We start from the raw sequence: 13,315 nt of genomic DNA, 5'->3' as shown, positions 1-13,315 counted from the left end.
GCGTTTTGCCCAAAGCGCGCCGTCGCTTGCCCGCCTTGCCCTGCGCGGCGCATCGCAGCGAAGCTTCCACCAGGAGGAGACCAGAGTGCAAAAGTCGCTACATATCGAGCCGGAGAAATGCACCGGCTGCCTGCAATGCGAAATGGCTTGCAGCTACGAGCATTACGGGATGTTCAACCCGTCCAAGTCCGTCATCAAGGTGTTCGAATTCCATGACACCGGCAAGAAAGTGCCTTACACCTGCACCCAGTGCGCCGAAGCCTGGTGCCTGCATGCCTGCCCGGTGGACGCCATCAAGCTCGACCTCTCCACTGGCGCCAAGCTGGTGTTCCAGGATATCTGCGTTGGCTGCAAGGTCTGCACCATCGCCTGCCCGTTCGGCACCGTGAACTATGTGCAGGACACCGGCAAGGTCCACAAGTGCGACCTGTGCGGCGGCGACCCGGCCTGCGCCGATGCCTGCCCGACCGGCGCCATCACCTATGTCGACGCTGACTGGACCGGCCTGGACCGCATGCGCCAGTGGGCCGACAAGCTCGGCAACAGCAACGCTACCGCACCCGCGGCCTGAATCAGCGAGGAGAGCACATCATGTCGTGGACTGGAAAAATACTGCGTGTCAACCTGACGGCCGGCACCTGTGTGGCCGAACCGCTGAAGATGGAATGGGCCAAGGAATACCTGGGCCAGCGCGGCCTGGCAACCAAATATTTTGTCGATGAAGTCGACCCGACTGTTGCGCCGCTGTCGGCCGAGAACAAGATCATCTGGGCCACCGGCCCGCTGACCGGCACCATGGCCTCCACGGGCGGCCGGTATTCCGTGATCACCAAGGGCGCGCTGACCGGCGCCATCGCCTGCTCGAATTCGGGCGGCTATTTCGGCGCCGAACTGAAGATGGCCGGCTGGGACATGATCATCTTCGAAGGCCGCGCCGCCAGCCCGGTCTACCTGTCGATCACCGATGACCATGCCGAGCTGCTGGATGCTTCCTGGCTGTGGGGCAAGTCGGTCTGGGAAACCGAGCCGGCGATCAAGACCCGCCACCAGGACCCGCTGATCCGCGTATCCACCATCGGCCGCGCCGGCGAGACCGGCTGCCTGTATGCCGCGGTGGTCAACGACCTGCACCGGGCCGCCGGCCGCTCCGGCGTGGGCACCGTGATGGGCAGCAAGAACCTGAAGGCCATCGCCGTGCGCGGCAAGAAGGGCGTGGGCAATATCCGCGATCCGCGCGCCTTCATGAAGGCCACCGTCGCCGCCAAGAAGGTCCTGGCCGACAATGCCGTCACCGGCCAGGGCCTGCCAACCTATGGCACCCAGGTGCTGATGAACGTGATCAACGAGATGGGCGCCATGCCCACCCGCAATCACCGCGAGGTGCAGTTCGAAGGCGCCAAGGACATTTCCGGCGAGGCCATGCACACCCCGCGCCCCACCGACGGCAAGAAGAACCTGGTGACCAACCAGGCCTGCTTCGGCTGCACCATCGCCTGCGGCCGCATTTCCAAGATCGACGAGAACCACTTCACGGTGCAGAACAAGCCGCAGTACTGGGGCGCTTCCGGCGGCCTGGAATACGAAGCGGCCTGGGCGCTGGGTTCGGCCAATGGCGTCAACGATCTCGAAGCGCTGACCTATGCCAACTTCATCTGCAACGAGCAGGGCATGGACCCGATCTCCTTCGGCGCCACCGTCGGCGCGGTGATGGAGCTGTATGAAATGGGCGTGCTGACCGCGGAGCAACTGGGCATTGATGCGAAGTTCGGCAGTGCCGAGGCGCTGACCCATTTCGTCGAAATCACCGCCAGGGGCGAGGGCTTCGGCGTGGAAATCGGGCAGGGTTCCAAGCGCCTGACCGCGAAGTACGGTTATCCGGACCTGTCGATGTCGGTCAAGGGCCAGGAATTCCCGGCCTACGACTCGCGCGGCATCCAGGGCATGGGCCTGGCCTATGCCACGTCCAACCGCGGCGCCTGCCACCTGCGCGGCTACACCGTGGCTTCGGAAGTGCTGGGCATACCGGTCAAGACCGATCCGCTGGTCACCGAGGGCAAGGCCGAGCTGGTCAAGGCCTTCCAGGACGCCACCGCGGTGTTCGACTCGGCCGGCGTGTGCGTCTTCACCACCTTCGCCTGGACCCTGGCCGACCTGCAGCCGCAGCTGCATGCCGCCTGCGACGAGTCGTTCACGATGGAAAAGCTGGGCGAGATCGGCGAGCGCATCTGGAACATGGAGCGCGACTTCAACAACCGCGCCGGCTTCACCAACCTCGACGACACGCTGCCCAAGCGCCTGCTGACCGAAGCCGCCCAGACCGGCCCGGCCAAGGGCCTGGTCAATGGCCTCGACAAGATGCTGCCGGAGTACTACCGCATCCGCGGCTGGAATGCGGAAGGCCAGCTGACCGAGGAAACCCGCAGCCGCCTGGCGCTGTAGGCCACGTCTTTCATGCAGGGCGGTGCGCCGCCGGCAATGCGCCGGCGCACCGCCTTGCCTGCTTACCGGAAACCATCATGAAACATCTGATCATAGGCAACGGTCCGGCTGGCGTGATCGCCGCCGAGACCATCGTCGGCCATGCGCCGCAGGACCAGGTCGTGCTGCTGGGCGACGAGCCCGAACCAAGCTATTCCCGCATGGCCATTCCCTATCTGCTGATGGGCAACATTACCGAGCAGGGCACCTACCTGCGCAAGGACCCGCAGCATTTCAGCAGCCGCGGCATCCGGCTGGAACACGGCCGCGCCAAAAGCATCGACACCGCGGCCAACATCGTCCACCTGGCCGACGGCCGCGGCCTCGCCTACGACAGGCTGCTGCTGGCCACCGGCTCGTCGCCGGTGGCGCCGCCGATTCCGGGCATGGACAGCCCCGGCGTGCACACCTGCTGGACCATGGAAGACGCGCGCCGCATCATGCAGCTGGCCCAACCCGGCGCGCGGGTGGTGCAGATGGGCGCCGGCTTCATCGGCTGCATCATCATGGAAGCGCTGGCCGCGCGCGGCGTGGATCTGTCCGTGATCGAAATGGGCGACCGCATGGTGCCGCGCATGATGGGCGCCGGCGCCGGCAACATGATCAAGGCCTGGTGCCAGCACAAGGGCATCAAGGTTTACACATCGACACGGGTCAACGCCATCGAGCCGGGCACGCCGCTGCGGGTGACCCTTTCCAGCGGCGAGGTGGTGGAAGCCGACCTGATCATTTCCGCCACGGGCGTCAAGCCGCAGATCGGCATTGCCAGGGACAGCGGCATCCATTGCAAGGACGGCATCCTGGTGGACGCCACCATGCAGTCCAGCGTGCCCGGCATCTATGCCGCCGGCGACTGCGCCGAGGCATTCGACCAGGCCACCGGCCACACCGTGGTATCGGCCATCCAGCCCAATGCCGCCGAGCAGGGCCGCTGCGCCGGCATGAACATGGTCGGGCGCGCGCTGCGCATGACCGATGTGCCGCAGATCAATGTGCTTGACACCCTGGGCCTGATCTCCACCTCGTTCGGACGCTGGGACGGCGTGCCCGGCGGCGAGCATGCCGAACTGATCGACGTGCCGGCGTTCCGCTTCCTGCGCCTGGAGTTCGAGGGCGACCGGCTGATCGGCTCCAATGCGGTCGGCCATACCCAGCATGCCGGCGTGCTGCGCGGCCTGATCTCGCAGAAGGTCAGGCTGGGCGCCTGGAAGGAAAGGCTGAAGGAAGATCCGACGCGGCTGATGGAAGCCTATATCGCCTGCGCCCAGCGGCAGGAAGTGTGGCGGCATGCAAGTTGAGTCCGTGGCATGAGGATCACCTTCAAGCTGTATGCGACCCTGTCGGACTACCTGCCGGCGGGGCAGCGCCATAACGCGGTGGAACTCGACATCGATCCGGCCACCACCATCGGCGACCTGATCGAGCGATTCAACCTGCCGAAGAAACTGGTGCATCTGGTGCTGGTCAACGGCGTCTATGTCGAGCCGTCGCAGCGCATGGCGCGTACGCTGGAAGCCGGCGACGCGCTGGCGATCTGGCCGCCGGTTGCGGGTGGATGACGGCCGACCACGAACTGTACCGGGAGATGGGCTGCACCCGGGATGAATTCCTGCGCTGGCTGCCCGGCGCAACCCGCAACGCGCCCATCATCAGCAATGGCGACCTGCATACGGTGCTGTCGGACCAGGGCACGGTGGAGATTGCCCTCAGCGAACTGCCGCCGCGGCGCATCGCCAGCATCACGCTGCCGGTGCTGGGCGTGCGATTCCGGTTCGTCTCGATGGAGGAGGCGCAGTGGTCGGCGTTTCTGAAGTATTTCGATCATTACACCCGGCGCGGGGGAGGCTAGGCGATGCAGCCTTCGAGCCTCCACGAGGCCGGAGCGGGGGCGTCAGGTAGTACAGGCTGAAGTTGTTTGTTACGCGTGCACCGTGCAATGCCCCTGCGGGGTATCGCACGGTGCGAAAGCGGCGCCTTGTCCGACCCAAGGATCACTGCCACGGCGCATTCAACGATGCAACGGCTTTTGTAGGGTGCAATACCCGAAGGGCATTGCACGGTGGTCGCAAACCGGAATGCCATTGTCGGCCGTTTTCCCTGATTGACCCATGGTGCAATGCCATGCGGTTCATCGAAGCATCAGCCCGCGCCCGATTTCTCATGAGCCCCGTTGCAGAGGCTTATCAAAATGAAATGGCGTGCCGCCATCGCCGTACAACTCCACGCGTTCCCAGGCCTTATTCATGTCCGGCTTCAGTGCCGTACGCATAACTTCGGATTCGGCATTGAATTGCGCCACCATGTCCCGCCAGCCGGCATGGAAAAATGTGTTGGGCAGGGTGTTGACGATGCGGCATAGCTCTTTGAGGATCGCTTCGCGTAATTGGTCAGGCAGCCCGGTCGCTGTTTTCACGCAGTGCAGACCTCTTCTAAACGAGAGCAGCCTGTCTTCTTCCTTCGGAAATTTTTTGTAATCGGCGGCCTTCAGCACTTCAAGGAGTGCCTCGGCAACCGTTTTGAATTCAAATTTGATGCCACCGTCGCCGTAAAAATCCAGGCGGGCCTTGACCTTATTCATGTCCGCTCTCAGTGCCAGCCGCATGGCCTCGGGTTCAGCATTGAATTGCGCCGCTATGTCCTGCCATCCGCCAGCAAGATAGTCGTTTGGAAGGGTGTTGACGATCCGGCATAGCTCCTTGAGGGCAGCGTAGCGGAATCTGTCAGGCAGGCCGTTCGTGCTTTGTACGTAGCTTAGATATTTTTTAAACGCGCCCAGCCTGGCTTTTGGGTCCGGGAAGTTTTTCGAAATGACTGCCTTCAGTTCCATGATGACTGCGTTCGCCAGAGGAATGCGCGACGCCTGGAAAAAGTCCTGGTTCACGCTGCGCACGCGGACGATGGGAGCGGAGCCGCTCGCGGCGACATGCTCGCAGATCCTGCTTGTAGAGACGATGGGCAGAGCGGAATAGCTTATGGGCGTACTGCTGGTCATCGGTTGCATAAGTTGCTCCATGATGTTGTTGGGGTGCCGTCAGTACCGGGGCGCGAATCATAGTTCAATCCTGCTGCCTGCTATGGCACTATCGTCTGCCAACCTGCACCAGGTCCAGGCAAGGACAAGGCGCGGACGGCAAGCCGGGCCGACAACTGATGATTGCTGCAGGAACCGGGCTAACCTTTTCATTACTTGTATTGGTTCAAGCCAGATCAACGGTTAAGCCAACACTGTCCTTTGATCGGCAACGCGTCAAGCAATCCAAACTCCAGTCAATTTTCCGAAGGACTTCCTGATGGAACCTTCAACCGCGGCTCGTATTTCCGGTGCGCAGCTAATGAGCACATGCCGCGGCGTCAGTCAGCCTCCGACAATCACCGCATCCCAGTGCGGAGCCCGGCATGAGCAACGGGGATAGGGAGCCTGGTGCCGGCGCATCGTCCACGCCAGCGGAAAGGGCCGGCGTGCATCTCGATGGCTTCATGGGCGGTGGCGTGCATGCTCGCAAACGCACGGTTGCCGAGCAAAATTGGGAAAAACCGATATCCGGATACCTGCTCGTTTCTTCCCATATGGACCATGCCGTTGCCGAGGCACGCTGCGATGAAATGTATGACGATCCCAGCGGCGCGATCGCCAACAAGCTCCTCCGCCAGGCTTTCGACCATTACCAGCAGGCTGCGGCGTCAGGCAATGCCCATGCCCAGTTCTGCGCGGGACTGTTGCATGAAGATCTTGATTCCGTTTATGGCAACAGCGAAGAAGACTGGGAAGACACGTTTTCGCTCGACATCAAATATGAAGCAAGAATGGCAATCCCGCTCTGCGAAAAAGCCGCTGCCCAGGGTCATACTGAAGCGCGATTCAGGTTGGGGATGCTTACCTGGATGACCTGATTGTGCCCCAAGCCCTGGATCAGGCTTTCACTTGGCTCTCTTCCGCCGCACAGGACGGACGTCGTGTCGCCGCTTGCCTGCTTGGTGAAATGTATCTGAAGAGTGAGGGCGTGCCGCAGGATTTTGCGAAGGCGCCCTCCTGGCTGGAGCAAGCGGCCGGGCAGGGAGGCATGTTCGCCTGCTACTGTCTTGCGAGGATGTACGGCGCAGAGCTGGGTGCGACCAGGGATGCCGCCCGCCGCGACTTCTGGCGGAACATGGCGGCCAGGGCAGATATCGACGAATGATGGATGCGGCGGGTGCCATCCGCCGCGCATCCGCCCGCCGCCGCTTTTCGCGTAAAATCGCGCGCTATTCCCTTTCCTTCCAGATAGCACGCACATGACCATCAAATCCGACAAGTGGATACGCCGCATGGCCGAACAGCACGGCATGATCGAACCCTTCGAGCCGGGCCAGGTGCGCACCGCGGCCAATGGTCAGAAGATCGTGTCCTACGGCACGTCTTCGTATGGCTACGACATCCGCTGCGCCGACGAATTCAAGATCTTCACCAACATCAACAGCACCATCGTCGACCCCAAGAATTTCGACGAGAACTCCTTCGTCGACATCAAGAGCGACGTCTGCATCATTCCGCCGAATTCCTTCGCGCTGGCCCGCACCATCGAATACTTCCGCATTCCGCGCAGCGTGCTCACCATCTGCCTGGGCAAGTCGACCTATGCCCGCTGCGGCATCATCGTCAACGTCACGCCCTTCGAGCCGGAATGGGAAGGCTACGTGACGCTGGAGTTTTCCAACACCACGCCGCTGCCGGCCAAGATCTATGCCGGCGAGGGCTGCGCCCAGGTGCTGTTCTTCGAAAGCGATGAAGTCTGCGAGACCTCCTACCGCGACCGCGGCGGCAAGTACCAGGGGCAGCGCGGCGTGACCCTGCCCAAGACCTGAGCCACACTACCATGCAGCAGGAATGCTGGGTCCTGCTGGACGACTGCAATGCCAGCGAACAGGCGCCGGTCTCGCGCCTGTATAGCGGCTATCGCGAGACCCTGGAATGCGCCGACGCCGCCGGCCTGAACGCCTGGGTGGCACAGGTCCGGCAGGCGCTGGAAGGCGGCCGCTTCGCCGTGCTGCTCTGCGATTACGAGCTGGGCGCCGGGCTGCACGGCATTGCCGCCCGGCCCGAAGCGGCGCAGCGGCCGGCTGCGCGGGCGCTGCTGTTTGCACAGTGCCGCAGGCTGTCGCGCCAGGAGGCCGACGACTGGCTGGCCGCGCAGGCCGGCGACGCGCCGGCCGGCATCGCCGCATTGAAGGCAGCTGAGGACGCGCAGCATTTCGCCGCCGCCATCGGCCGCATCCATGCCTGGCTGGAAGCGGGCGACGCCTACCAGATCAACCATACCTGGCGCTTCCATTTCGATGCCTGGGGCGAGCCCGCCGCCCTGTATCGGCGCCTGCGCGCGCGCCAGCCGGTGCCTTACGGCGCGCTGGCGCTGCTGCCCGACGGCGCCGCCGTGCTGTCGCTGTCGCCTGAACTGTTCATGCGGCAGGAAGGCCGCACACTCACCGCGCAGCCGATGAAGGGCACCGCGCCGGCCGCCGGCGACGCCGCGCTGGACGCCGTCACCGCAGCGCAGATGCAGGCCGATACCAAAACCCGGGCCGAGAACCTGATGATCGTCGACCTGCTTCGCAACGACTTCGGGCAGGTGGCCGAGACCGGCTCGGTGAAGGTGCCGGCGCTGTTCCAGGTCGACCGCTATGGCGCGGTGCTGCAGATGACCTCCACCGTCAGCGCCACGCGGCGCGCCGATGCCGGCTTTGCGCAAATTCTGTCGGCGCTGTATCCCTGCGGCTCGGTCACCGGGGCGCCGAAGCGGCGCGCCATGCAGATCATCCGCGAACTGGAAGACACGCCGCGTGGCATCTATACCGGCGCGATCGGCTGGCTCGATGCGTCCGGCGACTTCTGCCTGTCGGTGCCGATCCGCACCCTGGCGCTGGACGCGCCCCAGGGCGGCGTGCGCGCCGGCGTGCTGGGCGTGGGCGCGGGCATCGTGCATGACAGCGTGGCCGGGGACGAATATCAGGAGTGCCTGCAGAAGGCGCGCTTCCTGACTGGCCTGCCGCAGGAATTCACCCTGTTCGAAACCATGCATGCAACCCGTGATGATGGCTGCCGCCATCTGGAACGGCACCTGGCCCGGCTGGCTGCTTCTGCCCGCTATTTCGGCTTCGGCTGGGACGGGCAGGCACTGCGGGCGAAGATTGCCGCCGCCTGCGCCGGGCTCGGCGAGGGCGAGCATGCGCTGAAGCTGGTGCTGTCCTTTGCTGGCGAAGCGACGCTGGCGGCCAGCCCGCTGGCGCCCTGGCCGCAGCCGGTGAAGGTGCTGCTGGCGCCGCAGCCTACCGCTTCCGACGCCCTGTTCCTGCGCCACAAGACCAGCCTGCGCGAGCGCTACGACCAGGCCTGGCGCACAGCCCAGGAGCAGGGCGCATTCGACATGCTGTTCCACAACGAAAGGGGCGAGCTGACCGAAGGCGGACGCAGCAATGTGTTCCTCCTGCTGGATGGCCATTGGCTGACGCCGCCGCTGACGGCCGGCGTGCTGCCCGGCGTGATGCGCGGCGTGTTGCTGGATGATCCAGCCTGGGGGGCGCGCGAGGCGCGTTTAAGCATGGCGGACCTGCGGCGTGCCGAGCAGGTGTTGGTATGCAACGCATTGCGCGGTGCGCTGCGGGCGCGGGTTGTAAGCGAGGACGCGTAGGGTGCAATACCCGAGGGGCATTGCACGGCACTTGGTGGCAAAGCGGCGAAGGCCGCGCATCGACAGGGTTGGCGACGTGGAATGCCCCTTCGGGGCATTCCACCGTACGACCATTGCAAGACGGCGCCATATCATGCCTGCCGCGCCGCCGGACGCTATCATTGGCGGCGTCCCTCCTCTTTCGCATCACACTGCAAAGGAACCGTCATGCCTCCCATTACCCGTTCACGTCTTCATGCTCCGCTGCGCGCCACGGGCGTTCAGGCAGCGGGAAGCCTGGCGCTCGGCGCCGCGGCCGCCGGCGCGCTGGCGATCGGGGCATTGGCCATCGGCGCCCTCGCCATCGGCGCGCTGTCGGTCAACAAGGCCCGCATCCGCCGCCTGGAAATCGAGGAACTCGTGGTGAAAAAGCTCAGCGTGACCGGCTCCCTGGACCTGCCTGAACGGGCCTGAGGTCCTGAACGCCGGGACGCAACCTGCCGCTTGTGCAATCTCAAGGTCGCCATCCCAACCTGCCGTTAGGGTAGGGCAACGACTTTTCCAGCTGGTGCCATGCCCCATGCCGATGCCCTGAATCACGCCGACAGCGCCGAGAATGCCAGCCTGCCAGAGCCAGACTGGCAGGTCGCCGCGTCCGCGATGGCGCATGACGACCCCTTGCTGGCCTGCCTGCTGGCACTGGCGCGGCTGCATGAACGCCCGATCAGCGCGGCGGCGGTGCTGGCCGGCCTGCCCCTGGTGGACGGACGCCTGACGCCGGAACTGTTGGTGCGCGCCGCGCGCCGCTTCGGCCTGGATGCGGCGCTGTCGCGCCGGCCGCTGGACCAGGTCAGCGCCGGCATGCTGCCCGTGGTGCTGCTGCTCGATGGCCGCGATGCCTGCGTGCTGACCCGCCTCGAAGGCGACAGCGCGCACCTTATCCTGCCGCTGGAAGGCGCCGTGGAGATGCCGCTTGCGCTGCTGCGGCAACGGCATGCCGGCGTCGTGATCCTCGCCCGGCCGCTGGTGTCGGCCGACGCCCGCAGCCACGCCAGCGCGCCGCCGGCCCGCGCGCAGTGGCTGCGCGACGCGGTGCTGCCGCTGTGGCCGCTCTATGGCGAAGTGCTGGCGGCCTCATTGATGATCAACCTGTTCGCGCTGTGCATGCCGCTCTACTCGATGAATGTGTATGACCGGGTGGTGCCCAACCAGGCCGAGGCCACGCTGTGGGCGCTCTCCGCGGGCATGGCCATCGTGCTGGCGTTCGACTTCGGCATGCGCATGCTGCGCGGCTATTTCATCGACATCGCCGGCCGCCGCATTGACCTGCAGCTTTCCTCGCAGGTGTTCCAGCGGGTGCTGGACATGAAGATGGCGGCCCGGCCGCCGTCGGCGGGCGCCTTCGCCAACAACCTGCAGGAATTCGAAAGCGTGCGCGACTTCGCCACCTCCGCCACCATGGCCGCACTGGTGGACCTGCCGTTTGTCGCGCTGTTCCTGGCAGCGATGTTCTGGGTCGGCGGCAGCCTGGGCTGGATACCGGTGCTGGCCATTCCGGTCATTGTCGGCGTCGGCCTGCTGCTGCAATTGCCGCTGGCGCGGCTGGTGGCGAGCAGCAGCCGCCTCGCCGCGCAGCGCCAGGCCGTGCTGGTGGAAAGCCTGGTCGGCCTCGAAGCCATCAAGGCGGCCGGCGCCCAGGGCATGCTGCAGCGGCGCTGGGAAACCCTGGTCAGCCAGCTGGCGAGGATGGGCCTGCGGGCCAGGCTGCTGTCAGCCTGCGCAGTCAATTTCGCGCAGTTTGCACAGCAGGTGGCGTATCTGCTCGTGATTGTCTGCGGCGCGCTCCGGATTGCGGAGGACAGGCTGACGCTGGGCGGCCTGATCGCCTGCACCATCCTGGCCGGACGGGCGCTGGCGCCATGGTCGCAACTGGCCACGCTGCTGACCCGCTATCACCAGGCGCGCAACGCGCTCTATGCCACCGGCAAGGTGATGGCGCTGCCGGTGGAGCATGAGGCCGGCCGCCAGTTCCTGCAGCGCGGGGCTATCCGCGGCGAGATCGAACTGCGCAATGTGCGCTTTGCCTATCCCGGCCAGCAGGCCGAGGCGCTGGCCGGCGTGTCGCTGCGCATCGCCGCCGGCGAGCGTGTGGCCATCATCGGCCGCATCGGTTCGGGCAAGACCACGGTCGAGAAGCTGGTGATGGGCCTGTATGCGCCGGACGCCGGCGCGGTGCTGGTCGATGGCACCGACGTGCGCCAGCTCGACCCGGCGCTGCTGCGGCGCCAGATCGGCCATGTGCCGCAGGACATCAACCTATTTTACGGCAGCATCCGCGACAACATCGTGCTTGGCGAAAGCGGCGTGGACGAGGAGGCCATGCTGCGCGCGGCCGCCATCGGCGGCGTGGCCGACTTCGTCGCGGCGTCGGCCGAGGGCTATGACCAGCAGGTGGGCGAGCGCGGCGTCAATCTGTCTGGCGGCCAGCGCCAGGCGATCGCGATTGCCCGCGCCGAATTGCTGGCGCCGCCCGTCCTGCTGCTCGACGAGCCCAGCAGCGCGATGGATGCGCGCTCCGAGCAGCTATTCAAGGAACGGCTGGGCGCGCAACTGGCGGGGCGCACCCTGGTGCTGGTGTCGCACCGCGGCTCGCTGCTGTCATTGGTCGACCGGGTGCTGGTGATGGACCAGGGCCGCCTGGTGGCCGACGGGCCGCGCGACGCCGTCCTGGCCGCGCTGGCGGCGGGCAAGATCCATGTCGCGCGCTGAACAGAAGGCGCGCCCGGTGTCGGGCTGGGAACCGGTGACGGCAACGCTGCCCGAGCCGGTCAATGATGCCGACTATCTGCATGGCGTGGCCGGCATGCTGGCGCATGGCCCGCGCCGCATCACCCGCTGGGCGTTCTGGCTTGGCCTCCTGTTCTGGCTGGTGGCGCTGGCCTGGGCGGCCGTGGCGAAAGTGGATGAATTCACGGTAGCCGAGGGCAAGGTGATCCCGTCGTCGCGTGTGCAGCTGGTGCAGAACCTGGAAGGCGGCATCATCGCCGAGGTGCTGGTGAAGGAGGGCGACAGCGTGGCCAGGGAACAGCCGCTGCTGCGCATCGACAAGGTGCGCTTTGCGTCGCAGTCGGAAGAGGGCAGGGCCAAGGACCGGGCGCTGCTGGCGCGCATTGCCCGCCTGTCGGCCGAAGCCAACGGCCTGGCGTTCAGCGCGCCCGTGCAGCTTGCCGCCAGCCATCCGGCGCTGGTGGCGCAAGAGTCCTCCCTGTATGCCAGCCGGCAGCAGGCGCTGCGCGCCAATCTTGCTGTGCTGCGCCAGCAGCTGGGGCAGCGCGAACAGGAACTGGCCGAGAAGCGCGCGCGCCAGCAGCAGCTGCAGCAAAGCCATGCGCTGGTGACCCGCGAACTGGGCATGGTGCGGCCCATGGCCAATCAGGGCTACATCACCCAGCTCGACGCGGTGCGCCTGGAGCGCCAGGCCAACGATATCCAGGGCGAGCTCGACGCCGCCCGCCTGGCGCTGCCGCGCCTGGAAGCGGCCCTGCGCGAGGCGCGCGAGAAGGTCGATGAACTGGCATCGCGCTTTCGCGCCGATGCGATGAAGGAACTCAGCCTGGCGCGCGCCGAGCAGCAGGCGCTGGCCGCGGCCAACACCGAGCTGGAAGACCGGCTGCGCCGCACCGAGGTCAGGGCGCCGGTGGCCGGCGTGGTCAAGCAGCTCAAGGTGCATACCGTGGGCGGCGTGATCCAGCCCGGCATGGACCTGATGGAAATCGTGCCGCGCGAGGACACGCTGCTGGTCGAGGCGCGGGTGCGGCCAGCCGACATCGCCTTCCTGCGGGTCGGACAGGAGGCCACGGTCAAGCTCAGCGCCTACGACTTCACGATCTATGGCGGCTTTCCCGGCACGCTGGAGCATATCGGCGCCGACACGGTCATGCCGGAACGGCCGGGCGAGCGCGCGGAAAGCTATTACCCGGTGCAGGTGCGCACCCGCGGCAGCACGCCCACCGGCGCCAGCGCGGCACTGTCCATCATGCCCGGCATGGTCGCCAGCGTGGACATCCGCACCGGGCGCAAGACGGTATTGCACTACCTGCTCAAGCCGATCGTGAAGGTCAGGGACGGCATGTTGCGCGAACGCTAGCGCGTCTCTCTGATCGGCGCCAAACCTGGCGGCAGCGCGCTTGATCCAT

Annotated in this window: 13 protein-coding genes; 12 read left to right on the top strand and 1 reads right to left on the bottom strand. The window is 65.8% G+C overall.

All coding sequences use genetic code 11. The features are described 5' to 3' along the window. The first annotated feature begins 85 nt into the window (after positions 1-85). The 5 genes from KTQ42_RS10550 to KTQ42_RS10530 all read left to right on the top strand — a co-directional run bounded on the left by KTQ42_RS10550 (position 86) and on the right by KTQ42_RS10530 (position 4,327). Positions 86-571, top strand: coding sequence for a 4Fe-4S dicluster domain-containing protein (locus KTQ42_RS10550; protein ID WP_217345458.1), 486 nt, complete (start codon positions 86-88; stop codon positions 569-571). Positions 572-591: 20 nt separating this feature from the next. Beyond that, positions 592-2,439: an aldehyde ferredoxin oxidoreductase family protein gene (locus KTQ42_RS10545; protein WP_217345457.1), complete on the top strand. Its 1,848-nt coding sequence runs from the start codon at positions 592-594 to the stop codon at positions 2,437-2,439. 77 nt (positions 2,440-2,516) lie between these two features. Then, the gene (locus KTQ42_RS10540; protein WP_217345456.1) at positions 2,517-3,776 is read left to right on the top strand and encodes an FAD-dependent oxidoreductase; all 1,260 of its coding nucleotides are present in this window, start codon (positions 2,517-2,519) and stop codon (positions 3,774-3,776) included. A gap of 9 nt (positions 3,777-3,785) precedes the next feature. Next, the gene (locus KTQ42_RS10535) at positions 3,786-4,037 is read left to right on the top strand and encodes a MoaD/ThiS family protein (protein WP_217345455.1); all 252 of its coding nucleotides are present in this window, start codon (positions 3,786-3,788) and stop codon (positions 4,035-4,037) included. Next, positions 4,034-4,327, top strand: coding sequence for a hypothetical protein (locus KTQ42_RS10530; RefSeq protein ID WP_217345454.1), 294 nt, complete (start codon positions 4,034-4,036; stop codon positions 4,325-4,327). Before KTQ42_RS10535 ends, KTQ42_RS10530 begins: the two co-directional genes overlap by 4 nt. Positions 4,328-4,636: 309 nt before the next feature. Here KTQ42_RS10530 and KTQ42_RS10525 read toward each other — a convergent pair whose 3' ends face one another. Further along, positions 4,637-5,479 carry a hypothetical protein gene (locus KTQ42_RS10525; protein ID WP_217345453.1) on the bottom strand — a complete coding sequence of 281 codons (843 nt, stop codon included), beginning with the start codon at positions 5,477-5,479 and terminating at the stop codon, positions 4,637-4,639. A gap of 395 nt (positions 5,480-5,874) precedes the next feature. Between KTQ42_RS10525 and KTQ42_RS10520 the strand changes: the two genes are divergently transcribed. From KTQ42_RS10520 to KTQ42_RS10490, 7 genes are all read left to right on the top strand, one after another. Continuing rightward, positions 5,875-6,369, top strand: a complete 495-nt coding sequence (locus tag KTQ42_RS10520; protein WP_217345452.1) for a hypothetical protein — start codon at positions 5,875-5,877, stop codon at positions 6,367-6,369. A gap of 2 nt (positions 6,370-6,371) precedes the next feature. Then, a complete protein-coding gene (locus tag KTQ42_RS10515; RefSeq protein ID WP_349292135.1) occupies positions 6,372-6,656 on the top strand; it encodes a hypothetical protein in 285 nt (94 codons plus the stop codon). Positions 6,657-6,750: 94 nt separating this feature from the next. Beyond that, positions 6,751-7,320 carry a dCTP deaminase gene (dcd, locus tag KTQ42_RS10510; protein WP_194715837.1) on the top strand — a complete coding sequence of 190 codons (570 nt, stop codon included), beginning with the start codon at positions 6,751-6,753 and terminating at the stop codon, positions 7,318-7,320. Between the two features lie 11 nt (positions 7,321-7,331). Continuing rightward, entirely contained in the window at positions 7,332-9,140 is a 1,809-nt protein-coding gene (locus tag KTQ42_RS10505; protein WP_217345450.1) for a chorismate-binding protein, read from the top strand. Positions 9,141-9,347: 207 nt separating this feature from the next. Beyond that, entirely contained in the window at positions 9,348-9,593 is a 246-nt protein-coding gene (locus KTQ42_RS10500; protein WP_217345449.1) for a hypothetical protein, read from the top strand. Between the two features lie 186 nt (positions 9,594-9,779). Beyond that, complete coding sequence (locus KTQ42_RS10495; protein WP_217346907.1) at positions 9,780-11,888, top strand: type I secretion system permease/ATPase; 2,109 nt, start codon at positions 9,780-9,782, stop codon at positions 11,886-11,888. Continuing rightward, positions 11,875-13,266, top strand: a complete 1,392-nt coding sequence (locus tag KTQ42_RS10490; protein WP_217345448.1) for an HlyD family type I secretion periplasmic adaptor subunit — start codon at positions 11,875-11,877, stop codon at positions 13,264-13,266. Before KTQ42_RS10495 ends, KTQ42_RS10490 begins: the two co-directional genes overlap by 14 nt. The last annotated feature ends 49 nt before the right edge of the window (positions 13,267-13,315 follow it).

This window comes from Noviherbaspirillum sp. L7-7A (genome assembly GCF_019052805.1).
Taxonomy (GTDB): Bacteria; Pseudomonadota; Gammaproteobacteria; order Burkholderiales; family Burkholderiaceae_D; genus Noviherbaspirillum_A.
The sequence above is the reverse complement of the archived record's forward strand: the minus strand, read 5'-3'. Positions and strand labels throughout refer to the sequence as shown.